Consider the following 23,919-nt stretch of genomic DNA (forward strand, 5'->3'; position numbering starts at 1 on the left):
TCGCCGTCCCGTATGAACGGCGTACCTCGATTCTGCCACTGCGTACGGTTGCCCGGGTCAGGTCCGCAGATCCACCAGCAGCGGCGGTGCGTGGTCCCCGCGTACCGAGGCGAGGGACAGTACGGCGTGCCCGGCGGGCACGGAGTGCGCCAGCTCGGACGCCGACCAGCGCTCCCGCTCGACCTCGCGGACCGTCACCGCCTCGGCGGTGGCGGCCTTGCCGGTCACCAGCCGTCGCATGAAGTGGAGCGCCTTGGTCAGGGGCTCGTCGGAGATGATCTGCCGGTTGGTGACGTCCCTGGTCTGCACCCACTCGGTGCCCCAGGTCTCGGCGAACCGTCCGCCGTCCCAGGGCGCGAGCCCCGCGAACGCCATCCGGCAGCCGACCGCGCCCAGCAGCGGCCCGCGCAGCGGCTCGGGCACGTCCTCCAGGGTGCGCAGCGCGAGGACGACACCGGCGTGCGCGGAACGCAGTCGCTGCACGGCCCTGACCGAGTCGGCGGTGACCGTGGACGTGGCGTCGTCGAGGACCAGGCAGGCGAACAGCGAACGGTCGGTACGGGCGAGCGCGGCCTCGGTGAACTGGGCGAGGAGGAGCCGGGCGATGATGCGGGAGGCCTCCGAATGGCCCCGTTCGGGAAGATCGACGCGGACCCGCAGCGGGTGCTCGATGGCCCGCAGCGAGAACTGCCGGCCCTCGCCGTCGGTGCGGAAGAACTGCGCGAAGGCGGGCCGGTCGAGGAACGCGATCCGCTCGGCGAGCAGCACACCGACGTCGTCGGCGCGCTCCGACTGCCGTACGCGCGCGTCGAGTTCGCGGAGCTGTGACGCCTCGCCCCCGGCCTCCAGGACGGTACGCAGCTCCCCCAGCGCCGCGGGCACGCCACAGACGAGGTCGCGCAGCTCCGGTACGGCAGGGAAGTGACCGTGGACGCTTCGGTAGGGCCCGATGAGCTGCGCGAGCGCGGTGGCGGCCCGGCGGCTGTCGGTCGCCAGATCGCCGACGAGCGCCTCGGCGAGGACGCGGGCGGCCTCGTCGGGGTCGTCGCTGCCGCCGTACAGATCGAGGTCGTGGGTCGACTCCGGCCGGCCGGGGGCGATGACCAGGTCGAACGCGCCGTCGGGAGCGAGGGCCGTGCCGTGCGCGGTGACGGCGACGACGGCGGCCCGGTTCGCGAGCGCCTGCAGGCACATCGCCTCCACGACGGGCCGTACGAGCCGCACGGTCTTCCCCGACCCGGAGGGGCCGACGGCGAGCAGCGAGGTGCCGAGGAGCGCGGGTTCCAGGGCGACGCCGGTGGTGCGGCGGGCGTAGGGGTTGCGGGGGTGGTCGGCCGCGGCGCCGATCCTGACCTGCCCGGTGACCAGGTCGTGCACGGCGGTACGCACCGGCAGGTCCCGCTTCCCGGAGGGGTGCCCGCACGCGGCGGCCCCGTCGGCCCGTACCGCATCGGTGAACGCGGGCAGCCGCTCCGGCCGCGTCCGCACCCCCTGCCAGGCCCGCCGGATCCGCGCGTAGTCGACGTCCCCGAGCGTGCCCTTCCGCGTCGCGTCGGCGAGCGTACGGGCCGCCTCGTCCAGCCCCGCGACCCGCAGCTCGGTCCACTCGGCGGGGTCGGTCCGGGGTTCCTGCGACTCCTGGGCGGTGGGCTCGGCCGACCTGCGCCGGGCGAACACCGGCCAGGTGCCCGCCCTGCCGAGGACCGCGACGACCGCGGCCGCCAGAAGGACGTAGTAGACGTTCGAGAACAGCGCGAGCCACCAGACGGTGCGAGGGATCTCCCGCCACACGCCGGGGAGCAGCACGAACAGGGGCCACAGCGGCACGCCGTAGCGGTGCCAGACCTCGCTCCAGTTGCCGACCCGGCCCATACCGACGGCCAGCAGGCCCAGCACGAGGCCGTAGTAGAGGTAGGCCACCGTGACGAAGAGCCCGTAGTGGGAGTCCGCGGGGTTCGCCCAGTCGTCGGGCACCAGCACCCGCATGGGCAGCAACCACCACTTGTCGACGAAGATCCACCACCCCTCGAGGTACCGGTGCCACAGCAGGGACCAGAGGAGCCAGCCGCACAGGAAGGCGATGGCGGCGCCGCTGAAGAGCTGGCGGGCGGGCACCGCGTCGGGTTCCTCGCTGGGCCGCGCCCGGTGCCCCAGGCGCCAGACGCCCGGTTCGGCCTCGGGGCGCGGGATGCGCAGCCAGTCGGCGACGGAGGCGCCGGTGGTGGGTGCCGGGGCGTGTGCGGGGGCCGGGGGGACGGCGGGTGGCACCGGGGGTGGGCCCGCCGGGCGGGGGACGGGGTGGGCGCCGCCCGTTCGCGGGCCGCGTGCGTCGTACGTGCCTTCGGTCTCCATCAACCCCTGCCCCTTGACCAGCCAGGACCGCGCGTCCGTGCAACCGTCAATCTAGTGGCAGGCAGCGGGGAGTTCAGCGTTCCCGCGTCGCGAGTACGCCATCGCGAGCCGGTCACCGGTGTCCGCCGCGACGGCGGGACCGGACGCCACGCCCCGCCGCCTGCCTGCGGGGCCCGCACCCGCTCTATGTCCGAGACGGACAACGACACGCTCCCACCACTACCGAACGGAGCATGCCGGACCCCCCGACCCGGACCTAGCCTGCGAAGAAAGCAGAAGTGCGTCCGAAAGTCCGCAAGACACCCCCAGGAGCCCTCATGAGCGCCATTCCGCAGGAGCGCCGCGTCGTCACCGCCATCCCCGGCCCCAAGTCGCAGGAGCTGCAGGCCCGCCGCCTGAACGCGGTCGCGGGCGGCGTGGGCTCCGTCCTGCCGGTCTTCACCGCACGAGCCGGTGGCGGCATCGTGGAGGACATCGACGGCAACCGGCTGATCGACTTCGGTTCCGGTATCGCCGTGACCTCCGTGGGTGCCTCCGCCGAGGCCGTCGTACGCCGCGCCTCCGCGCAGCTGGAGAACTTCACCCACACCTGCTTCATGGTCACGCCGTACGAGGGCTACGTGGAGGTCTGTGAGGCGCTCGCCGAGCTGACCCCGGGCGACCACGCCAAGAAGTCGGCGCTGTTCAACTCCGGCGCCGAGGCCGTCGAGAACGCCGTCAAGATCGCCCGTGCGTACACCAAGCGCCAGGCCGTCGTCGTCTTCGACCACGGCTACCACGGCCGCACCAACCTCACCATGGCCCTGACCGCCAAGAACATGCCGTACAAGCACGGCTTCGGTCCGTTCGCCCCCGAGGTCTACCGCGTCCCGGTCGCCTACGGCTACCGCTGGCCGACCGGCCCGGAGAACTGCGGCCCCGAGGCCGCCGCCCAGGCCATCGACCAGATCACCAAGCAGATCGGCCCGGAGAACGTCGCCGCGATCATCATCGAGCCGGTCCTCGGCGAGGGCGGCTTCATCGAGCCGGCCAAGGGCTTCCTCCCGGCGATCGTGAAGTTCGCCAACGACAACGGCATCGTCTTCGTCGCGGACGAGATCCAGTCCGGCTTCTGCCGCACCGGCCAGTGGTTCGCCTGTGAGGACGAGGGCATCGTCCCGGACCTGATCACCACGGCCAAGGGCATCGCCGGCGGTCTGCCGCTCGCCGCCGTCACCGGCCGCGCCGAGATCATGGACGCCCCGCACGCGGGCGGCCTGGGCGGCACCTACGGCGGCAACCCCGTGGCGTGCGCCGGCGCGCTCGGCGCCATCGAGACGATGCGCGAGCAGGACCTCAACGGCAAGGCCAAGCGCATCGAGGAGGTCATGAAGGGCCGTCTGACCGCGATGGCGGAGAAGTTCGACATCATCGGCGACATCCGCGGCCGCGGCGCCATGATCGCGATCGAGCTGGTCAAGGACCGCGCCACCAAGGAGCCGAACGCGGAGGCCGCCGGCGCGCTCGCCAAGGCGTGCCACGCCGAGGGCGTCCTCGTCCTCACCTGCGGCACGTACGGCAATGTGCTCCGTTTCCTGCCTCCGCTGGTGATCGGCGAGGACCTGCTCAACGAGGGCCTGGACGTCATCGAGACGGCGCTCGCGAGCGTGTGACCCCGGCGCGCGGTGGGTAACCGCCCGTAATCGCGCGCTCTCTGTGAAGAACGTGTGGGGGGCCAATGGCGGGATGGCATTCCGGCTGTCGGTCCCCCCACCTGCTGTCGTACGGTTTCCGCAGATGAGAGAAACACCCCGCTCGCAGGAGACTGCGGGCGACTCCAGGACGTGGCCTCCCCAGCTCCGCCCTGGTCGTGCCCTCGCGCACACCACCGGGGCCTCCGGCTCCGGAACTCCTCACCGATCGGATGGCCGCCCGCCCCAAACCCCCCGGGGCGCGCGGCAAACCGGTCCTGGCGGCCGCTCCGGAACCACCCCCCCTGTTCCGGGGCGGCCGACTCCTTTCCTTCTCGCGGCTTTCTCCGCGGCACTGTGCGCCGTCCTCTTCGCGGTGATCACCTGGCAGGTCGTGGACCACGGACCGCTGCGCGCGCTCGACGAGCGCGGCGGTCGCGCGGTCGTGGGCGAGGGGCCGACGGGGCTCACCGAGTTCCTCGCCGACCTCGGCAACATGCAGGTCGCCCTTCCGGTGCTCGGCGCGGCCGTCGCGTGCGCGCTGTACCGGCGCCGCCGCACCCAGGCCCTGGCCGCCGTTCTCGCCATCGCCCTCGTCCCCGCGATGGTCGCCCCCTTGAAGGCGCTGACGGACCGACCGGGTCCCCTGACGGCCGAGACCGGCTACTACCCGTCGGGACACGCGGCGACCGCGATGGTCGCCTACGTCGGGGCGGCGCTGCTGATCGGCAGGTGGCTGATGCCCGTCGCCGCCCTCCTGACGGCGGCGACGGGCATCGGCCTCGTGCTGCGCGGCTACCACTGGCCGCTGGACGTCCTGGGCAGCTGGTGCCTGTGCGCCGTTCTGCTGGTGCTGGTCACCATGTGTACGCGTCGAAGTTCCGGGAGAACTCCCAGCCGCCGAACCGGTCCCAGTTGATCGACCAGGTCATCAGTCCGCGCAGCGCGGGCCAGGTGCCGTGGGTCTGGTACGAGCCGCAGTTGGCCTTCCTAGTCAGGCAGTCCAGCGCCTTGTCGACCTCGGCGGGCGGTGTGTGGCCGTTGCCTGCGGTGGTCGTGGCCGGCAGGCCGATGGCCACCTGATCGGGGCGCAGGGCGGGGAAGATCCGGTCGGGGTTGCCCGCGACGGGGAAGCCCGTGAGCAGCATGTCGGTCATGGAGATGTGGAAGTCCGCGTTCCCCATGGTGTGGTACTGGTTGTCGAGGCCCATGATCGGTCCCGAGTTGTAGTGCTGGACGTGGAGCAGGGTGAGGTCGTCGCGCAGGGCGTGGATGACCGGGAGGTAGGCGCCGGCCCGCGGGTCCTGACCACCGAACGGGCCCGAGCCGTAGAACTGGTAGCCGAGCTGCACGAAGAAGGTCTCGGGAGCCATCGTCAGCACGAAGTCGCTGCCGTACCTGGCCTTGAGCGACTTGATCGCCGAGATCAGATTGACGATCACCGGCGAGGTCGGGCTGCGGAAGTCGGTGTCGCCGGTGTTGAGCGACAGCGAGTGGCCCTCGAAGTCGATGTCGAGGCCGTCGAGCCCGTACTCGTCGATGATCCTCGACACCGACGAGACGAAGGTGTCCCGGGCGGCCGTGGTCGAGAGCTGCACCTGGCCGTTCTGGCCGCCGATGGAGATCAGGACCTTCTTGCCCGCGGCCTGCTTGGCCTTGATGGCGGCCTTGAAGTCGGCGGCGGACTCGACGTTCGGGCACTCGCTCGCCGGGCAGAGGCTGAAGCGGATGTCGCCGGAGGTCACCGAGGTCGGCTCGCCGAAGGCGAGGTTGATGACGTCCCAGGAGTCGGGGACGTCGGCCATGCGGGTGTAGCCGGAGCCGTTGGCGAAGCTCGCGTGCAGGTAGCCGACGAGGGCGTGGGCGGGCAGGCCGGGACCGGGGCCGCCTCCGCTCGTCGTGGTGGCCGTGACGGCGGACGACTTCGGGGACTCCCCCGCGCTGTTGGTCGCGGTGACCTGGAAGCTGTGGGAGGTGGCCGCGGCGAGTCCGGTCACGGTGGCCGAAGTCCCGCTGACCGAGAGGATTTTGGTGCCGCCCCGGTAGACGTTGTAGCCCGTCGCCCCGGACACGGACGACCAGGACAGCGGCACGGTGGAGGACGTCGGCGTGCCCGCGGTCAGACCACCGGGTGCGGCGGGTATCTGGACCGGGGCGCCGCCCGGGCCGAACAGGGAGAGATCGTCGGCCTGGTAGGCGCCGGTGCCGTACCAGCCATGGGTGTAGATCGTCACGGAGGTGGTGGCGGCGCCGGTACGGAACGTCGTCGTCAGCTTCTGCCAGTCCGGCGCCGACTGCGTCCAGGTGGAGACGTCGGTCGTGCCGGTGCCGGAGGCGCCGAGGTAGGCGTAGGCGCCGCGCACCCAACCGCTGAGCGTGTACGCGGAGTCGGGCTGTACCGCGATCGTCTGCGAGCACCTGGCGTTGTCGCTGCCGGCCGGGGTCGCCTGCAGCGCCTTGCTGCCGCCGTGCACCGGCGAGGAGACGGCGGCGCCGCTGCCCGCCGTACAACTCCAGCCGTCCAGGCCGGATTCGAAGCCGCCGTTGCGCGCGAGCTCGGCGTCGGCGGCCTGCGCACTCTGGGCCGAGGCGACGAGCCCGCCCGCGGCGAGCGCGGCCGCCACGACGACGGCGAGGGGTCTGGTGCGGTCCACAACTGCCTCCGGGGTGGGGGTGTTCCGAGTGGAGCGCGCACAACATGGTCCAGACCAATCCGGTTGTCAAGACCTGTGGCAGCCCCGGCCGTCTCACCGGCCCCCCTGGTCCTCGCCCCCGGCCGTCTCACCGGCCCCCCTGGTCCTCGCCCCCGGCCGTCTCACCGGCCCCCCTGGTCCTCGCCCCCGGCCATCGAAGCCACCGCCTCGTGCATGGACAGCTCCAGCAGCGAGGGGTCGGTGAGCGTGCCCGCGCCGTCCGGCAGGATCAGCCAGCGCACACCTCCGGTGGAACGGCCCGGGTACGGCACGACGATCCAGGTGCCGGCACCCACGCCCCGCATGTCCGTCCCCACCCAGCGCTCCGACGTCCCCGGCGGCACGAAGAAGCCCACCCGGGCGTTCCCGAGGTCGGCGAGCACCGGACCCGGCCGGTCGACGAGCCGGGTCAGTACGTCCAGCGTCGGGCAGCCGATGTCGCCCGGCAGCACGATCACGTCCCAGAGCCTGCCGGCCGGAAGCAGCGTGAACTCCCGGGGGTTGCGCTCCCACTCCCTGCGGCAGGCGCCGGGGTCCGGCGCCGCCGCCACCAGCCATTCCACCGCGGTCCTGGCTTCCGGGCCCCCTGAGCCGGTCATCTCCAACAGCCTCCGTTCCGTGCGGTGTCGTGTACGCGGGCGCGACGTACACAGGAGGAGAGCGAGGCCGGGCCGCACTATGACGCGGGTTCCGGGTGCCGGTTGGAGGAAGAGGTGCGCAAGGCCGGAGAGGACCGGCGGACGAACGCCGCGGACGAACGCCGAACGGCGGCCGCACGCCCCTGGCGCACGGCCGCCGAGCAGGCGGAGCGGGACTCAGCTGTCGAAGCCGAGTCCGAGACGGTCCATCGCCTTCAGCCACAGGTTGCGCCGGCCGCCCTGGGCGTCGGCCCGGGCCAGCGACCACTTGGTGATGCCGATCCCGGCCCATGCCACCGGTTCCGGCGGGAACGGCAGCGGCTTCTTGCGGACCATCTCCAGTTCGGTGCGTTCGGTCCGCTCACCGGCGAGCAGATCGAGCATGACCTCCGCGCCGAAGCGCGTCGCGCCGACACCGAGTCCGGTGTACCCGGCGGCATACGCGACCTTCCCGCCGTGCGCCGTGCCGAAGAAGGCGGAGAAGCGCGAGCAGGTGTCGATCGCGCCGCCCCATGCGTGGCTGAAGCACAGGCCCTCCAGCTGTGGGAAGCACGCGAAGAACTGGCCCGCCAGCTTCAGATAGGTCTCCGGGCGGTGGTCCATCTCGGCGGTGACCTTCCCGCCGAACGGATAGATCGCGTCGTAGCCGCCCCACAGGATGCGGTGGTCGGCGGTGATCCGGAAGTAGTGGAACTGGTTGGCGCTGTCGCCGAGCCCCTGGCGGTTGCGCCAGCCGATGGACTCCAGCTGCGCGGGCGACAGCGGCTCGGTCATCAGCGCGTAGTCGTACACCGGGACCGTGTACGGACGCACCCGCTTGACCAGCGACGGGAAGACGTTCGTACCGAGCGCCACACGGCGGGCGTGGACCCGGCCGTAGGCGGTGCGCACGGCCGCCCCGGCGCCGGACGAGGCCAGTTCGAGCGCGCGGGTGTTCTCGTAGATCCGTACACCGAGGTCGACACAGGCCTGCTTGAGGCCCCAGGCCAGCTTGGCCGGATGCAGCATGGCGACGCCGTCGCGGTCCCACAGCCCGCCGAGGAAGGTCGGCGAGTCGACCTGCGCCCGGACCGCGTCCCCGTCGAGCAGCTCCATGCCTTCGGTGAAGCCGAGGCGGCCGGCCTCCTCGTACATCTCATGGAGTTCTTCGAGCTGATGGGGCTCGGTGGCCACGTCGATCTCACCGGTGCGCTCGAAGTCGCAGTCGATTCCGTACGCGGCGACGGCGGCCTCGATGGCGTCGAGGTTGCGCGCGCCGAGCTCCTCCAGCCTGGCCATGTCGTCGGGCCAGCGGGCGAGGCCGTTGCCGAGTCCATGGGTGAGCGACGCGGCGCAGAAGCCGCCGTTTCGGCCCGAGGCGGCCCAGCCCACCTCGCGGCCCTCGATCAGTACGACATCCCGCTGGGGGTCGCGCTCCTTGGCGAGGAGCGCGGTCCACAGTCCGCTGTATCCACCGCCGACGACGAGCAGATCGGTCTTCTCGTCTCCGGTGAGGGCGGGCAGCGCGGCGGGCTTGCCGGGGTCTTCCAGCCAGAAGGCGACGGGCTGGGCGTCGGAGAGTGATGAGGCAAAGGTCATGGCTGCTGGGGCCATGGTTTCCACTCCTTCAGGGCCTACTTGGCTGCTGCGGTCTTCTTCCGCCGGTTGCTGATGACCTGACCGGCGACGACGACGATGACGGCGATGGCGAACATGGCCGTACCGATGACGTTGATCTGGACGGGCGTGCCGCGCTGGGCCGAGCCCCACACGAACATGGGGAAGGTGACGGTGCTCCCCGAGTTGAAGTTGGTGATGATGAAGTCGTCGAAGGAGAGCGCGAAGGCGAGCATCGCGCCCGCGGCGATACCGGGCGCCGCGATCGGCAGCGTGACCCGCAGGAAGGTCTGCACCGGCCCCGCGTAGAGGTCCTTCGCCGCCTCTTCCAGTCTCGGGTCCATCGACAGCACGCGCGCCTTGACCGCCACCACGACGAAACTGAGGCAGAACATGGTGTGGGCGATGAGGATGGTCGTCGCGCCCAGCTCCGCACCGAGGTTGAGGAAGAGCGTCAGCAGCGAGGCGGCCATGACGACCTCGGGCATCGCCATCGGCAGGAAGATCAGCGAGTTGATCGCGCCACGCGCCCGGAAGCGGTAGCGGACCAGCGCGAAGGCGATCATCGAGCCGAGGACGGTGGCGCCGACCGTCGCCCACAACGCGATCCAGAGGGACAGGCTGAGCGAGTCGCACATGTCGGCGACACCGCACGGGTCCTTCCAGGCGTCGAGGGAGAACTCCCGCCAGGAGTAGTTGAAGCGTCCGGCCGGCTTGTTGAAGGAGAACACCATCACGATGATGTTCGGCAGGATCAGGTACGCGAGCGTGAGCAGACCCGCGATCACCACGAGGTTGCGGCGTATCCAGCGCATCAGACGAGATCCTCCGTCCCGGCCCGGCGGATGTAGACCGACACCATGATCAGCACGACCGCCATGAGAATGAACGACAGCGCGGCCGCGGTCGGGTAGTCGAGCACCCGCAGGAACTGCGACTGGATGACGTTGCCGACCATCCGGGTGTCCGTGGAGCCGAGCAGTTCGGCGTTGACGTAGTCGCCGCTGGCCGGGATGAAGGTCAGCAGCGTTCCGGACACGACGCCCGGCATCGACAGCGGGAACGTCACCCTGCGGAAGACGGTCGACGGCTTCGCGTACAGATCACCGGCCGCCTCGTGGAGCCGGGGATCGATCCGCTCGAGCGAGGTGTAGAGCGGAAGGATCATGAACGGCAGGAAGTTGTACGTCAGACCGGTCACGACCGCGAGCGGGGTGGCCAGCACCCGGTTGCCCTCGGTCATCCCGAGCCAGCTGGTGACGTCGAGGAAGCCGACGGTGTTCAGGACGTCCACCACCGGTCCGCCGTCCGCGAGGATCGTCTTCCAGGCGAGCGTGCGGATGAGGAAGCTGGTGAAGAAGGGCGCGATGACCAGCACCAGCAGGAGATTGCGCCAGCGGCCCGCCCTGAACGCGATGAGGTACGCGAGTGGGTAGCCGAGCAGCAGACACAGGACGGTGGCCGTGCCGGCGTACAGCACGGACCGCAGGAACTGCGGGTAGTACTCGCTCAGCGCGTCCCAGTAGGTCTGGAAGTGCCAGGTGACCTGGAAGCCCTGCTCGAGCGAGCCGGTCTGCACGGACGTCGAGGCCTGGTAGACCAGCGGCAGCGCGAAGAAGACCAGCAGCCACAGGATGCCCGGCAGCAGCAGCCAGTACGGCACCAGCTTGCGGCGCACCGGCTGCTTGCGCAGCTGGGGCACGGGGCCGGCCGGCGCGGGCGAGGCGGGAGGTGCCTCGGTGACGGTCATGCGCTCTCCTCCACCGTCTCCACACCGGCATCGATGTCCTGAGCCGCGTCGAGGCCGAACGTGTGCTCCGGGTTCCAGTGCAGGACGACCTCGGCGCCGGGCACGAAGCGGCCGTCGCGCTCGATGTTCTGGACGTACACCTCCAGCTCCGGGCAGACGGGGCTGTCGATGACGAACTGGGTGGAGACGCCGATGAAGCTGGAGTCGGCGATCTTTCCCGTGAACCGGTTGCGGCCCGCGGCTATGTCACCGGCGTCGTCGGCGTGCGCCAGCGAGATCTTCTCCGGGCGGACGCCGACGAGCAGCTTGCCGCCGGTGCGGGGCTGTGTGGCACAGCGTCCGGCGGGCAGCCGCAGTTTGGCGTCGGCGGCCGTGACGACGACCTCTGTGGCGGTGGCCTCGGCGACCTCGGCCTCGATGAGGTTCGACGTACCGAGGAAGTTGGCGACGAACGTCGTCTGCGGGTTCTCGTAGAGCTCGGCGGGTGCGCCCAGTTGCTCGACGCGGCCGCCGTTCATCACCGCGACCGTGTCGGCCATCGTCATGGCCTCCTCCTGGTCGTGGGTGACATGGATGAAGGTGATGCCGACCTCGGTCTGGATCCGCTTCAGCTCCAGCTGCATCTGGCGGCGCAGCTTGAGGTCGAGGGCACCGAGCGGCTCGTCGAGCAGCAGAACCTGCGGGTGGTTGATGAGCGCGCGGGCGACGGCGACGCGCTGCTGCTGGCCGCCGGAGAGCTGGTGCGGCTTGCGCTGGGCGAAGTCGCCGAGCTGGACGAGGTCGAGCATCTCGCCGACCTGCTTCTTCACGGACTTCACTCCGCGGCGGCGCAGGCCGAAGGCGACGTTCTCGTAGATGGTGAGGTGCGGGAAGAGCGCGTAGCTCTGGAAGACGGTGTTGACCGGGCGCTTGTACGGCGGCAGGTCGGTGACGTCCTTGTCGCCGAGGAAGACGGTGCCGGTGGTGGGGTCCTCCAGTCCGGCGATCATCCGCAGTGTGGTGGTCTTGCCGCAGCCGGAGGCGCCGAGGAGGGCGAAGAAGGAGCCCTCGGGCACGGTCAGGTCCAGCGGGTGCACCGCGGTGAACGAGCTGTACGTCTTGCTGATCCCGGAGAGGCGGACGTCGCCGCCCGCTGTCTTGTCAGTCATGGGTCGCGGTCCCAGGGTCTAGGGGGAGCAGGGGAGCAGGAAGGATCAGGCGCCGATGAGCTTGGCGAACTTCTCTTCGTACGCCGTCTCTTCCTCGCTGCTGAGCGAGCGGAAGGCATGGGACTTCGCGGCCATGGCCTTGTCCGGGAGGATCAGCGTGTTCTTGGCGAGCGCCGGGTCGATCTTCGCGAGTTCGGGGCCGACGCCCTCGACCGGGCAGACGTAGTTGATGTACGCGGCGAGCTGGGCCGCGACCGGGAGCTCGTAGTAGTAGTCGATGAGCTTCTCGGCGTTGGTCTTGTGCCTGGCCTTCGCCGGGACCAGCAGGTTGTCGCTGGAGGTCATGTAGCCGGCGTCGGGGACGACGAACTGGATGTCGGGGTTGTCGACGCGCAGCTGCACGAGGTCACCGGCCCAGGCCAGACAGGCCGCGATATCGCCCTTGTCCAGGTCCGAGGTGTAGTCGTTGCCGGTGAAACGGCGGATCTGCTTGGTGTCGACGGCATTCTGGACCTTGGCGACGGCCGCGTTGAAGTCGTCGTCGGTGACCTTGGCCGGGTCCTTGCCCATGTCGATCAGGGTCATGCCGATGGTGTCGCGCATCTCGGACAGACAGGCGACCCGGCCCTTGAGCGCGGGGTCCTCCAGCAGTTGGGAGACGCTCTCGATCTTCCGGCCGCCGGTCGCCTTGGAGTTGTAGGCGATGACGGTGGAGATACCCGTCCAGGGGTACGAGTGCGCACGGCCCGGGTCCCAGTCGGGGCTGCGGAACTGGGGCGAGAGATTGGCGAAGGCGTGCGGCAGGTTGGACGGGTTCAGCTTCTGCGCCCAGCCGAGCCGGATGATGCGGGCGGCGAGCCAGTCGGTGACGCATATGAGGTCGCGTCCGGTCTCCTGGCCGGCGGCGAGCTGCGGCCGGATCTTGCCGAAGAACTCGACGTTGTCGTTGATGTCCTCGGTGTACTTGACCTGGATCCCGGTGCGCTTGGTGAACGCGCCCAGCGAGGGACGGCTCTTCTCGTCCTCGCTGATGTCGATGTACTGCGTCCAGTTGGAGAAGCTGATCTGCTTCTCCTGGGCCGAGCGGTCGTCGGAGGCCGCCGCCGCTTCGCCCTCCCGCTTGGCGGGCGGGATGCCGCACGCGCCGAGCGCGGCCGCCCCGCCCACGGTGAGGGCGCCGATGCCGGTCGCCCGCAGCAGGGAGCGGCGGGAGAGGGCACCCCGGCCGTTCGTCATGCTGCGCCGCATAGCGGCCAGCTGAGCCTCCGAGAGGCGTTCGGGCTGGTACTGCTTCATGCGCTGTGTTGCCTTTCGGGATGGTCGCCGTCGGTCAGGACGTGGGCTGTCACGCGGCCTCAGCCGTGTGCCGTCACAGCCGGTCCCCGAAGATCGTGCGGTGCCAGTCCTTCCTGACCACCGCCGTGTTGTCGTACATCACATGCTTGACCTGCGTGTACTCCTCGAAGGAATAGGCCGACATGTCCTTTCCGAACCCGCTCGCCTTGTAGCCGCCGTGAGGCATCTCGCTGATGATCGGGATGTGGTCGTTGACCCACACGCAGCCCGCCTTGATCTCACGGGTGGCGCGCCCCGCGCGGTAGACGTCCCGGCTCCAGGCGGAGGCGGCGAGACCGTACGGGGTGTCGTTGGCGAGCGCGATGCCCTCGTCGTCGGAGTCGAAGGGCACGACGACCAGGACGGGCCCGAAGATCTCGGACTGGACGACCTCGCTGTCCTGTGCGGCGCCGGCGATCAGGGTCGGCAGATAGTAGGCGCCTCGCTCCAGGGCCCCGCCGGGTGCCTTGCCGCCGGTGACGACGGTGGCGTACGAACGGGCCCGGTCGACGAAGCCGGCGACCCGGTCGCGCTGGGTGTGCGAGACCAGCGGACCGAGGTCGGTGGACGGGTCGAAGGGGTCGCCCAGCCGCACGGTCGCCATCAGGTCGGCGACCCCGGCGACGAAGGCGTCGTAGAGCGGACGCTGGACGTAGGCGCGGGTGGCGGCGGTGCAGTCCTGGCCCGTGTTGATCAGTGAGCCGGCGACCGCGCCCTGCACGGCGGCGTCGAGATCGGCGTCGTCGAAGACGACGAACGGGGCCTTGCCGCCGAGTTCGAGGTGCAGCCGCTTGACGGTGGCGGTGGCGATCTCGGCGACGCGCCTGCCGACCGGGGTCGAGCCGGTGAACGAGGTCATGGCGACGTCCGGATGCCCGACGAGGTGCTCGCCCGCGTCCTTGCCGGCGCCGGTGACGACGTTGACGACACCGGCGGGGATACCCGCCTCCGTCGCCGCCTGGGCGAACAACAGTGAGGTCAGCGGGGTGATCTCGGCGGGCTTGAGGACGATGGTGTTGCCCGCGGCGATGGCCGGGAGGACCTTCCAGGCGGCCATCTGGAGCGGATAGTTCCAGGGCGCGATGGATCCGACGACGCCGATCGGCTCCCGGCGTACGTACGAGGTGTGGTCCCCGCTGTACTCACCCGCGGACTGGCCCTGCAGATGGCGGGCGGCTCCGGCGAAGAACGCGGTGTTGTCGACAGTGCCGGGGACGTCGAACTCCCGGGTGAGCTTGATCGGCTTTCCGCACTGCAGCGACTCGGCCTGGGCGAAGTCCTCGGCCTGCTCGGCGAGTACGGACGCGAAGCGGTGCAGGGCGTCGGAGCGTTCGCCCGGTGTGGCACCCGCCCAGCCCGGGAACGCGTCGCGCGCCGCGGCGACCGCGGCGTCCACGTCGTCGGGGCCGGCCAGCTCGTACTCGAGGACCCGCTCCCCGGTGGCGGGGTCTACGATCGTGTGGTTACGTCCCGATGTGCCGGGGCGCACCTGTCCGTCGATGTACTGTGCGCCGTTCTTGAAACGGTCCTGCACCTGGAAGCGGTTGCCCATGACGCTCTCCGTTGTTCCAGATCGAAGTGAGTGCCGATCCTGACAGAGGCCAACTTCGTCAACAAGTGATTCCGTAGTTGCCTTTTGGTTACGCGACGGATTCGGTCGACCATGTGTCGGGTCGGGGCGAGCATCCCCGTACGAACTGTCAGTGGTGGCTGCCAGACTCGCGTGCATGGGGATGATCGACGCATCGGCCGAGGCTCTGATCGAGCGGGTCGAGAATGGTGAGCGGGTCAGGTATCTGCATTTCTGGGGGCACAGGCCGCGGCCCGACGGTGCCGTCGGTGCCGGCTGTCTGAGCCAGTGGTGGCCGTCGCCGTTCACGGTGGACGGAATCGAGTATGCGACGGCCGAGCACTGGATGATGGCCGGGAAGGCCCGCGTCTTCGGTGACCCGGACGCGGAGCTCAAGGCCGTGGAAGCGGCGAATCCGGCGCTCGCCAAGAAGGCCGGCCGGCTGGTGCGCGGCTTCAGCGACGAGATATGGGAGCGCGAGCGGTTCGGGATCGTCGTCGAGGGCAGTGTGCACAAGTTCTCGCAGCATGCGGATCTGCGCACGTTTCTGCTGGCCACGGGCGACCGCGTGCTGGTGGAAGCGAGCCCGATGGACCGGATCTGGGGCATCGGCCTCTCGGCCGACGACGAGCGGGCCCATGACCCGGCGCGGTGGCGCGGGCTGAATCTGCTGGGCTTCGCGCTGATGGAGGCGCGGCGGTGTCTCGGGCAGGTGAGTGCCGAGCCGTCCGGCGCCTGAGAGCGCGGCCACGGCGGGGGCCGGGCGGCGCGGGGGGGCGGGGGCCGGGCGGCGCGGGGGGCCGCCCGGATACCCGTCACGGGCTCGGCAGGATCCGCCGGGCAGGGGCTAACGCGTGGCCGTGGCCACGGTCAGCGTCGTCTCCCAGGGGTCCTCGTCCGAGCTGTCGGTGAAATCCGGGTCATGGGTGATCGCCCAGATCAGGAAGCCGAGGAACGCCGCGCTGATCACGATGCCGATGGCGCCCAGGATGATCCCGGCCAGCGCCATTCCACCGTTGTTCGCCTCACCGCGCCGGGCGCGGGCACGTCCCAGGAAACCGAAGATCAGCGCGAGGACGCCGAGGATGATCCCGAGGCCGTACATACAGAAGCCGACCACGGCGATGATGCCGAGCACCAGCGCGGTGATGCCCATGCCGTTCGCCGGGGCCTGTACCCAGCCTCCCTGACCGTAGCCGGGGTAGCCCGGGTATCCGGGGTGGCCGCCGTACGGGGCGGGGCCCTGCGCCGCGCCGGGCGCGGCGGCCGGGTAGCCGTAGGGACCGGGCACCGTCTGCGCGGGTCCGCCCGGGGCTGTCGGGGGCGGCGGCACGGCACCGGGCGCGGGTGCGGCGCCGGTGTCCGCACCGGTACCGGGCGCGGCGAAGGGGTCCCCCGCCGCCGGCATCGAGGTCACCGTCGGCTGGTCGTGGACGCCCGGCGGGCGGCCGCCGGGCGCGGCCTTGCCGAGTTCCACCTTGTCCTGCGGCGCCCGGTGCTCCGGCGGAGCCCAGGGATCCGCCGGCCCGTTCTCACCGGGCCGCTGGTCGCTCTGGTCTGACATGGGCCTCCCCCATCGTGGACTTGTCATGCTACGGGCGCCGCTCCGCGCGTCACCCGCCCCGCCTACGATGATCCCTGACCGGTACGGCTGAGCACACGGAGGACCCGATGACCGATCTGCTTCCCTTCATCGCGGGCCTGCCCAAGGCCGAGCTGCACGTCCACCACGTCGGCTCCGCCTCACCGCGCATCGTGTCCGAGCTCGCCGCACGGCACCCGGACTCCAAGGTCCCCACCGACCCGGAGGCCCTCGCCGACTACTTCACCTTCACCGACTTCGCGCACTTCATCGAGGTCTACCTCTCCGTCGTCGATCTCGTCCGTACGCCCGACGACGTCCGGCTGCTCACCTTCGAGGTCGCCCGGGACATGGCCCGGCAGAACATCCGGTACGCCGAGCTGACCGTCACCCCCTTCAGCTCGACCCGTCGCGGCATCCCCGAGCAGGGCTTCATGGAGGCGATCGAGGACGCCCGCAAGGCCGCCGAGACCGAGCTGGACGTGATCCTGCGCTGGTGCTTCGACATCCCGGGCGAGGCGGGACTCGACGCGGCCGAGGAGACGGCGCGGCTCGCCGTCGATCTGCGCCCGGAGGGCCTGGTCTCGTTCGGTCTCGGCGGGCCCGAGATCGGTGTGCCCCGGCCGCAGTTCAAGCCGTACTTCGACCGGGCCGTCGCCGCCGGTCTGCGGTCCGTGCCGCACGCCGGCGAGACCACGGGCCCGGAAACCGTCTGGGACGCGCTCAACGAGCTGCGGGCCGAGCGCATCGGCCACGGCACCAGCTCCACGAAGGACCCGAAGCTGCTGGCCCATCTCGCCGAGCACCGCATCCCGTTGGAGGTCTGCCCGACCTCCAACATCGCCACCCGCGCCGTCGCCACGCTCGACGAGCACCCCATCAAGGAGATGGTGGAGGCCGGTGTGCTGGTGACCGTCAACAGCGACGACCCGCCGATGTTCGGGACCGACCTCAACAACGAGTACGCGGTCGCCGCGCGGCTGCTGCAACTGGACGAGCGGGGCGTCGCCGCGCTCGCCAAGAACGCCGTGGAGGCGTCCTTCCTGGACGCGGCCGGAAAGGCGCGGATCGCCGCCGAGATCGACGCGTACACGGAGCGCTGGCCGGCGAACTGACGAAGCGAGGGGTGTCGCATGCGCACTGTCACCGTCGTAGGACATCGTGGCGACCCGTATGTCGCGCGGGAGAACACGCTGCCGTCGCTGCGGGCCGCGATCGAGCGGGGCGCGGACGCCGTCGAGGTGGATGTCCGCCTCACGCGCGACGGTGTGCCCGTACTGCTGCACGACGACACGCTCAAACGGCTGTGGGGGCACGATCGTCCGCTGGCCCGGCTCACCCACGGGCAGCTCACCGAGCTGACGCGCGGCGCGGTGCCGACCCTGCGCGAGGCGCTGATCTCCGTGGGCAGCCACCGGCTGATGCTCGATCTGCCCGGCGCCGACGAGGCGGCGGTCCGTGCGATCGTCGGCACCGTCCGTGAATGCGGCGCGGGCGAGCGGGTCTACTACACGGGCGGTCCGGTCGGGATGTTCGCCGTGCGCGACGCCGATCCGCACGCGGAGATCGCCCTGACCTGGTCGACGCTCGCCCCTCCCCGTCCGGTCCTGCTCGGCGCGCTGCGGCCGCGCTGGCTCAACTACCGCTTCGGGCTGGTGAGCAGGGAGCTGGCGGACCGGATTCACGGGGACGGTTATCTGCTCTCTGTCTGGACCGCCGACACTCGTGGGACGATGCGCCGGCTCGTGGGTCGCGGAGTCGACTCGATCACCACGAACCGCGTGGACGCGCTCGTCCGTGTACTGCGCGGATCCGGGACAGGGAAGGGACGCACAACGTGACACAGTCCGAGGACACCGGCCAGGACAGGATCCGTACCGACATCGCGCACAACGCCCGGGTCTGGAACTACTGGCTGGGTGGCAAGGACAACTACCTGATCGACCGGCAGGTGGGTGACCAGGTCACCGGGCTGTACCCGAGTATCGGTCAAGTGGCCCGCGCGGACCGGGCGTTCCTCGGGCGGGTCGTCTCCCGCCTCGCCGGTGAGGACGGTGTGCGCCAGTTCCTCGACATCGGTACCGGCCTGCCGACCGTCGACAACACCCACGAGGTCGCCCAGCGCATCGCCCCCGAGTCGCGGGTCGTGTACGTCGACAACGACCCGATCGTGCTGACCCACGCCCGCGCCCTGCTGACCAGCACCCCCGAGGGCCGCACCGAGTACATCGACGCGGACGCCCACCGCCCCGCGGACATCCTGCGGGCCGTCGAGCCGACGCTCGATCTGTCGCGGCCGGTCGCGGTCATGATGCTGGGGATCCTCAACTTCATCCTCGACACGGACGCGGCCACCTCGATCGTCCACCGCATCATGGACGCGGTCCCGTCCGGCAGTTATCTCGTGCTCACGCACCCCACCCTGGAGCTGGGCGGCGAGGGCAACGCGGAGGCGATGGCGTTCTGGAACGAGAACGCGACCCCGCCGATCACGGCCCGCACCCGCACCGAGTTCGCGGGCTTCCTCGCCGGGCTCGACGTGCTGGAGCCGGGCATCGTGTCCTGCGCCCGCTGGCGCGACGGGGGCGCGACGACCGTGGAGGTGGCGCAGTTCGGCGCGGTGGGCCGCAAGCGCTGACGCGGACACGGGGGCGGGGCCTCAGGCGGCGGCGGTCGGTGCCGCCGCCTGCGCCGGAGTCGCCGTTTCCGCAGCCGGTTCCCCAGCCGTTTCCTCAGCCGGTCCGGTCGTCAGCCTCTCCAGCCGCTTGGTCATGCGGTGCAGGACGAGGAGCGGGATCACTCCGAAGACCCCGAAGGACATGTCGATGACGGTCCACCAGAACGGGATCCCGCGGATCGGGCCGCAGACCAGGGCCAGCGGGATGATGCCGGCGCAGGCGATCATGCCGAACTCGATGACCCAGATGTTGCGTACGGGATCGCGGTAGGGGCCGTAGAAGCCCACGGCGATGACGAGGTGGGCGAAGGCCAGCCAGTCGGTGCCGTACAGCAGGAAGGCGTACTGCTCGTCGGCGACGTCCAGGCCGGTGCGGACCCGATCGATCCACGTCTGCAGGCCGGGGAAGGCGTCGGCGACCGGGGAGGCCCAGGACGTCAGGGCGTCCTGTGCGAGGTGCAGCTCGGTGACGAGGGGGAAGGCCGTCAGTCCGCTCAGGACGAGGCAGACGATGAAGACGGCCAACCACACGCGTATGCGGCGCAGAAGCGCTCTTCGCTCGCTCATGTCCGCAGCGTACGCCCAATCATGAACGTGTTCAAAAACGGGGAGCTCCGGTGATTCGCCTGGCCACCGCGTGAGAGGCGACGGCGGCGGCCGCGGCAGTCGCCGGCCCGGTCAGCACATCGCGGCGGCCGGGTGGGCCGCAGCACGCCCGCACGCCGCAGCCGCCCCCGCGCCCGTGCCCACAGGGTGAAGGGCACCACGAGCAGCTGCTACAGCCCGACGATCGAATTCCAGCGCTTCGCGAAGTCCCTGCGCTCATCGGCGGTGATGTCACGCGCGATCGCGAGCCGTTCGCGCATCGCGTCGTCGGGGAAGATCAGCGGATCCTCGGCGAGCGCGGCGAGTTCCTCGTCGTCCGAGTCCGCGAGGACGTCCCGCGCGGCGGGTACCGGACACACGTAGTTGACCCATGCGGCGAGCTCGGCCGCGACCTCGGGCCGGTAGTAGTGGTCGACGAGCGCCTCTGCGTTGCGCTTGTGTCCGGCGAGGTTGGGGATCATCAGCGACTCGGCCCAGAGCTCGGCACCCTCCTCGGGGACCACGAACTCGATGTCGGGATTGTCGGCCTGGAGCTGGATGACGTCGCCCGAGTAGGCCTGGCAGGCGAGCACGTCCCCGGTGGAGAGGTCCTTGATGTAGTCGTTGCCCGTGAAGCGGCGGACGTGCTTGTGCTTCACCAGCCTCTCGACCTGGTCGCACACCATGTGGAAGTCGTCCGCGGTCCAGCCGGTGATGTCGACGCCGTTGCCCTGCATGAGGAGCGCGAAGGACTCGTCCAGACCGGAGAGGAGGGTGACCTTCCCGCGCAGGTCGGCGGCCCAGAGGTCCTCGGTGCTCCTGATCTCCCTGCCCAGCTTCGCGCGGTTGTACGCGATGCCGGTGATCCCGGACTGCCAGGGCACGCTGTGCCGCCGGCCCTCGTCGAAGGCGGGGTGGCGCAGCTGCGGGTCCAGGTACTTGGCGACGTTCGGCTGCCGGTCGCGGTCCATCTCCTGGACCCAGCCGAGGCGTACGAAGCGGGCTGCCATCCAGTCGCTGACGACGATCAGGTCCCGCCCGGTCTCCTGATGGTTCATCAGGGCGGGGCTGATCTTGCCGAAGAACTCGTCGTTGTCGTTGATCTCCTCGGTGTAGCGGACGGAGATCCCGGTGCGTTCGGTGAAGGCGTCGAGCGTGGGGCGCTTGGACGCGTCCTCCTCGTCGGTGTCGACATAGAGGGGCCAGTTGGCGAAGTCGAGAGCCCTCTCCCGGCCGGACCGATCCCGCCCGGCCCGGTCGCCGGGCTCCACGTAGGCGGCGGGCACCCCGCAGCCGGCGAGCGCGAGGCCCACGGTTCCGGCTCCGGTCGCGCCGAGGGCACGCAGCAGGGAGCGGCGGGACATACCTGGCGTCAGGGAGTTCTTCGGCTTCGCTGGCACGGCGGCAGGATGCCGGTCGGCCGGTGCCGGCGGCAATGGACGGTGCGTCGAGCGGGAGCGCGCGGCACCGACACCCTGTCGATCATGGGCATCTGTCTATACTTCCTGGACTACTGTCCATGAACTGTTGGATCCATCATCGAGGGAAGGGTCTTCCGTGACCATCACCGCCCACGTCCTGGTCGCTCTGGTGGCCGCGCTGCACGTCTACTTCCTGGTGCTGGAGATGTTCCTGTGGGAGCGGCCACCGGGACGGGCACTGTCGGGCTTCGACGCGGAGACGGCTCACGCGACGGCGCCGCTGGCCGCCAACCAGGGGCTCTACAACGGCTTTCTCGCCGCCGGCCTGATCTGGGGCCTGATCGCCGCGGACCCGACGGGCCACCGGGTGCAGGTGTTCTTCCTCGTGTGCGTGGTGATCGCCGGGCTGTACGGCGGCGCCACCGCGAACCGTCGGATCTACGGGGCCCAGGCCCTGCCGGGCGCGCTGGCGCTGGCCGCGGTGCTGGTGACGGGATGAGCGGGGACCCGCGGGCCGAGCGCACCCGGGACCGCCTGCGGCGGGCCCTGCTGGAGGAGTGCGCCGAGCGGCCGCTGGCGGAGGTCAGCGTCGCGGGCCTGGTCCGCCGGGCGGGCCTGGGCCGCGCCACGTTCTATCTGCACTACCCGGACCTGGACGCGCTCGCGGTGGACGCCTGCGCCGAGATCGTCCGGGACGCGGTGGAGGCGCTGCACGCCTGGCGCGGGGTGCCCGACCCGGCCGCTCCGCCCGCCGCGCTGACGGAGTTCTTCACGGGGATCGTCGCGCACGCCGCGCTCTACCGCACGCTGCTCCGCGAGGGCGGCGGAGGGCCGCTCGGCGATCTCCTGCACCGCGAACTCCGCGCCCGCAGCCACCGTGAACGCGAACTGGCGGGCGCCCCCGCGCCGGACCTCATCGCCTCCGCGGTGGCCGCCACCTTCACGGGCGTCCTCGCGGACTGGCTGCACGACCGCGTCCCCGCGACGCCGCAGTCCATGGCGGCGCAGGTCTGGCGCCTCCTGCTGGCCCTGCACATGACGCCGCTGCCCTGACTCCGGCGCGGCCGGCGCCGGGTGACGCCCGCGCCGGACCTCATCTCCTCCGCGGTGGCCGCCACCTGAACCCCCGCACGCCCAAGTCCCCCTACATCCCGCCGGCGTCGGGGAAACGCCGGCGAAGCCGGCATGGGGGCTCGACAGCCCGGCCGCTCCGTCCGCCCGGATCCCGCCGGGCGGCTGGATCCTCCGGCTCCGTCCGCCCGTCGAGGACGGGGCACGAGCCCACGCCGGGGTCCTGGCGAACCACGTCCGGCGAAGGAGGACGGCGCCGCACAGCCCGAAGGGCGGGCCCGCAGGCCCGCCCTTCGGTTCCGCACGCCGCCGGAGGCGTTACGCGTCCAGGGACGTCATGACGTGCTTGATGCGCGTGTAGTCGTCGAAGCCGTACGCCGACAGGTCCTTGCCGTAGCCCGACTTCTTGAAGCCGCCGTGCGGCATCTCCGCCACCAGCGGGATGTGGGTGTTGATCCACACGCAACCGAAGTCCAGGGACTTCGACATGCGCATCGCCCGCGCGTGGTCCTTCGTCCACACCGACGAAGCGAGCGCGTACTCCACGCCGTTGGCGTACTCGAGCGCCTGGTCCTCGTCACGGAAGGACTGGACCGTGATGACCGGGCCGAAGACCTCGTTCTGGATGATCTCGTCGTCCTGCTTGAGGCCGGACACGACCGTCGGGGCGTAGAAGTAGCCCTTGTCGCCGACCCGGTGGCCGCCGGTCTCGACCTTCGCGTGGGCGGGCAGCCGGTCGATGAAGCCGGAGACCTGCTTCAGCTGGTTGGCGTTGTTCAGCGGACCGTAGAGCACGTCCTCGTCGTCCGGCCGGCCGGTCTTCGTGTCGGCGGCGGCCTTCGTGAGCGCGATGACGAACTCGTCGTGGATGGACTCGTGCACGAGCACCCGGGTGGCCGCCGTACAGTCCTGGCCGGCGTTGAAGAAGCCCGCGACCGAGATGTCCTCGACGGCCTTCGGGATGTCGGTGTCCTCGAACACGACGACCGGCGCCTTGCCGCCCAGCTCCAGGTGCACGCGCTTGACGTCCTTGGCGGCCGACTCGGCGACCTGCATGCCGGCCCGTACCGAACCGGTGATGGAGGCCATCGCCGGCACCGGGTGCTCGACCATCGCGCGGCCCGTGTCGCGGTCGCCGCACAGGACGTTGAAGACGCCCTTCGGCACGATCGCGCCGATGATCTCGGCCATCAGGACCGTCGAGGCCGGGGTGGTGTCCGACGGCTTCAGCACGACCGTGTTGCCCGCGGCGAGCGCCGGCGCGAACTTCCACACCGCCATCATCATCGGGTAGTTCCACGGCGCGACCTGCGCGCAGACGCCGACCGGCTCACGGCGGACGATGGAGGTCAGGCCCTCCATGTACTCGCCGGCCGAACGGCCCTCGAGCATCCGGGCCGCACCCGCGAAGAAGCGGATCTGGTCGACCATGGGCGGAAGCTCTTCGGTGCGGGTGAGCTCCAGCGGCTTGCCCGTGTTCTCCGACTCGGCCGCGATCAGCTCCTCCGCCCGCTCCTCGAAGGCGTCCGCGATCTTCAGCAGTACCTTCTGGCGCTCGGCCGGCGTGGTGTCGCGCCAGGCCGGGAAGGCCGCGGCGGCGGCGGCCATGGCGGCGTCGACGTCCGCCTGACCGGAAAGCGGCGAGGTCGCGTACACCTCTCCCGTGGCCGGATTGACCACCTCGATGGTCCGCCCGTCCGCGGCGTCCCGGAACTCTCCGTCGATGTAATTGCGCAGACGACGCAGTTCGGTGGTCACAGCCACCCCTCCTGTCAGATGTCCGATGGGTGAGACACCCCCACACTACGTCGCTCAGGCTAGCCCGACGAGC

General features: G+C 70.7%; 21 protein-coding genes and 1 pseudogene. 8 read left to right on the top strand and 14 right to left on the bottom strand.

Annotated elements, in window-relative coordinates; all coding sequences use genetic code 11:
* Positions 1-57: 57 nt before the first annotated feature.
* Positions 58-2,352, bottom strand: coding sequence for an ATP/GTP-binding protein (locus ACIQMR_RS16720; protein WP_401387075.1), 2,295 nt, complete (start codon positions 2,350-2,352; stop codon positions 58-60).
* 317 nt (positions 2,353-2,669) lie between these two features.
* On the opposite strand from ACIQMR_RS16720, the gene gabT reads away from it, so the two are divergent.
* Positions 2,670-4,004 (top strand): 4-aminobutyrate--2-oxoglutarate transaminase, encoded by a 1,335-nt coding sequence (gene gabT, locus ACIQMR_RS16725; protein ID WP_401387078.1) that lies wholly within the window; start codon positions 2,670-2,672, stop codon positions 4,002-4,004.
* 124 nt (positions 4,005-4,128) lie between these two features.
* Positions 4,129-4,941: a phosphatase PAP2 family protein gene (locus ACIQMR_RS16730; RefSeq protein ID WP_401387081.1), complete on the top strand. Its 813-nt coding sequence runs from the start codon at positions 4,129-4,131 to the stop codon at positions 4,939-4,941.
* Here the strand turns inward: ACIQMR_RS16730 and ACIQMR_RS16735 are convergent.
* The 8 genes from ACIQMR_RS16735 to ACIQMR_RS16770 all read right to left on the bottom strand — a co-directional run bounded on the left by ACIQMR_RS16735 (position 4,880) and on the right by ACIQMR_RS16770 (position 14,734).
* Entirely contained in the window at positions 4,880-6,676 is a 1,797-nt protein-coding gene (locus tag ACIQMR_RS16735) for a chitinase (protein WP_401387084.1), read from the bottom strand. The genes ACIQMR_RS16730 and ACIQMR_RS16735 overlap by 62 nt on opposite strands.
* Positions 6,677-6,837: 161 nt before the next feature.
* The gene (locus ACIQMR_RS16740; protein ID WP_401387087.1) at positions 6,838-7,314 is read right to left on the bottom strand and encodes a hypothetical protein; all 477 of its coding nucleotides are present in this window, start codon (positions 7,312-7,314) and stop codon (positions 6,838-6,840) included.
* A gap of 216 nt (positions 7,315-7,530) precedes the next feature.
* Positions 7,531-8,946, bottom strand: coding sequence for an NAD(P)/FAD-dependent oxidoreductase (locus ACIQMR_RS16745; RefSeq protein WP_401387090.1), 1,416 nt, complete (start codon positions 8,944-8,946; stop codon positions 7,531-7,533).
* 20 nt (positions 8,947-8,966) lie between these two features.
* Entirely contained in the window at positions 8,967-9,764 is a 798-nt protein-coding gene (locus tag ACIQMR_RS16750) for an ABC transporter permease (RefSeq protein ID WP_401387093.1), read from the bottom strand.
* Positions 9,764-10,699, bottom strand: coding sequence for an ABC transporter permease (locus tag ACIQMR_RS16755; protein WP_401387095.1), 936 nt, complete (start codon positions 10,697-10,699; stop codon positions 9,764-9,766). The genes ACIQMR_RS16750 and ACIQMR_RS16755 overlap by 1 nt, the downstream gene beginning before the upstream one ends.
* On the bottom strand, positions 10,696-11,847 hold the full coding sequence (locus ACIQMR_RS16760; protein ID WP_401387098.1) for an ABC transporter ATP-binding protein: 1,152 nt from the start codon (positions 11,845-11,847) through the stop codon (positions 10,696-10,698). The genes ACIQMR_RS16755 and ACIQMR_RS16760 overlap by 4 nt, the downstream gene beginning before the upstream one ends.
* Before the next feature lie 45 nt (positions 11,848-11,892).
* Complete coding sequence (locus ACIQMR_RS16765; protein WP_401387101.1) at positions 11,893-13,143, bottom strand: spermidine/putrescine ABC transporter substrate-binding protein; 1,251 nt, start codon at positions 13,141-13,143, stop codon at positions 11,893-11,895.
* Between the two features lie 73 nt (positions 13,144-13,216).
* A complete protein-coding gene (locus ACIQMR_RS16770) occupies positions 13,217-14,734 on the bottom strand; it encodes a gamma-aminobutyraldehyde dehydrogenase (RefSeq protein ID WP_401387104.1) in 1,518 nt (505 codons plus the stop codon).
* Between the two features lie 175 nt (positions 14,735-14,909).
* Between ACIQMR_RS16770 and ACIQMR_RS16775 the strand changes: the two genes are divergently transcribed.
* Positions 14,910-15,491, top strand: a complete 582-nt coding sequence (locus ACIQMR_RS16775; protein ID WP_401387107.1) for an NADAR family protein — start codon at positions 14,910-14,912, stop codon at positions 15,489-15,491.
* A gap of 108 nt (positions 15,492-15,599) precedes the next feature.
* On the opposite strand, the gene ACIQMR_RS16780 is transcribed toward ACIQMR_RS16775, so the two are convergent.
* A complete protein-coding gene (locus ACIQMR_RS16780; RefSeq protein WP_401387110.1) occupies positions 15,600-16,316 on the bottom strand; it encodes a DUF4190 domain-containing protein in 717 nt (238 codons plus the stop codon).
* Positions 16,317-16,423: 107 nt separating this feature from the next.
* Here ACIQMR_RS16780 and ACIQMR_RS16785 point away from each other — a divergent pair, with 107 nt between their 5' ends.
* The 3 genes from ACIQMR_RS16785 to ACIQMR_RS16795 are packed head-to-tail and all read left to right on the top strand — an operon-like array spanning position 16,424 to position 18,972.
* On the top strand, positions 16,424-17,449 hold the full coding sequence (locus ACIQMR_RS16785) for an adenosine deaminase (protein WP_401387113.1): 1,026 nt from the start codon (positions 16,424-16,426) through the stop codon (positions 17,447-17,449).
* Positions 17,450-17,467: 18 nt separating this feature from the next.
* Complete coding sequence (locus ACIQMR_RS16790; RefSeq protein WP_401387116.1) at positions 17,468-18,175, top strand: glycerophosphodiester phosphodiesterase; 708 nt, start codon at positions 17,468-17,470, stop codon at positions 18,173-18,175.
* Positions 18,172-18,972: an SAM-dependent methyltransferase gene (locus ACIQMR_RS16795; protein WP_401387118.1), complete on the top strand. Its 801-nt coding sequence runs from the start codon at positions 18,172-18,174 to the stop codon at positions 18,970-18,972. Before ACIQMR_RS16790 ends, ACIQMR_RS16795 begins: the two co-directional genes overlap by 4 nt.
* Before the next feature lie 21 nt (positions 18,973-18,993).
* Here ACIQMR_RS16795 and ACIQMR_RS16800 read toward each other — a convergent pair whose 3' ends face one another.
* The 3 genes and pseudogenes from ACIQMR_RS16800 to ACIQMR_RS16810 all read right to left on the bottom strand — a co-directional run bounded on the left by ACIQMR_RS16800 (position 18,994) and on the right by ACIQMR_RS16810 (position 20,960).
* A complete protein-coding gene (locus ACIQMR_RS16800; protein WP_401387121.1) occupies positions 18,994-19,578 on the bottom strand; it encodes a hypothetical protein in 585 nt (194 codons plus the stop codon).
* Positions 19,579-19,609: 31 nt separating this feature from the next.
* Positions 19,610-19,784, bottom strand: a pseudogene (locus ACIQMR_RS16805) (HXXEE domain-containing protein); the annotation flags it as partial.
* 3 nt (positions 19,785-19,787) lie between these two features.
* The gene (locus ACIQMR_RS16810; protein WP_401387869.1) at positions 19,788-20,960 is read right to left on the bottom strand and encodes a PotD/PotF family extracellular solute-binding protein; all 1,173 of its coding nucleotides are present in this window, start codon (positions 20,958-20,960) and stop codon (positions 19,788-19,790) included.
* Positions 20,961-21,153: 193 nt separating this feature from the next.
* On the opposite strand from ACIQMR_RS16810, the gene ACIQMR_RS16815 reads away from it, so the two are divergent.
* Entirely contained in the window at positions 21,154-21,516 is a 363-nt protein-coding gene (locus tag ACIQMR_RS16815; protein ID WP_401387123.1) for a DUF1304 domain-containing protein, read from the top strand.
* Positions 21,513-22,070, top strand: a complete 558-nt coding sequence (locus ACIQMR_RS16820; protein WP_401387125.1) for a TetR/AcrR family transcriptional regulator — start codon at positions 21,513-21,515, stop codon at positions 22,068-22,070. The genes ACIQMR_RS16815 and ACIQMR_RS16820 overlap by 4 nt, the downstream gene beginning before the upstream one ends.
* A 336-nt stretch (positions 22,071-22,406) precedes the next feature.
* Here ACIQMR_RS16820 and ACIQMR_RS16825 read toward each other — a convergent pair whose 3' ends face one another.
* Positions 22,407-23,846 carry a gamma-aminobutyraldehyde dehydrogenase gene (locus ACIQMR_RS16825; RefSeq protein WP_401387128.1) on the bottom strand — a complete coding sequence of 480 codons (1,440 nt, stop codon included), beginning with the start codon at positions 23,844-23,846 and terminating at the stop codon, positions 22,407-22,409.
* Between the last annotated feature and the right edge of the window lie 73 nt (positions 23,847-23,919).

It is taken from the genome of Streptomyces sp. NPDC091376 (assembly GCF_044757085.1).
Lineage (GTDB): Bacteria > Actinomycetota > Actinomycetes > Streptomycetales > Streptomycetaceae > Streptomyces > Streptomyces pratisoli.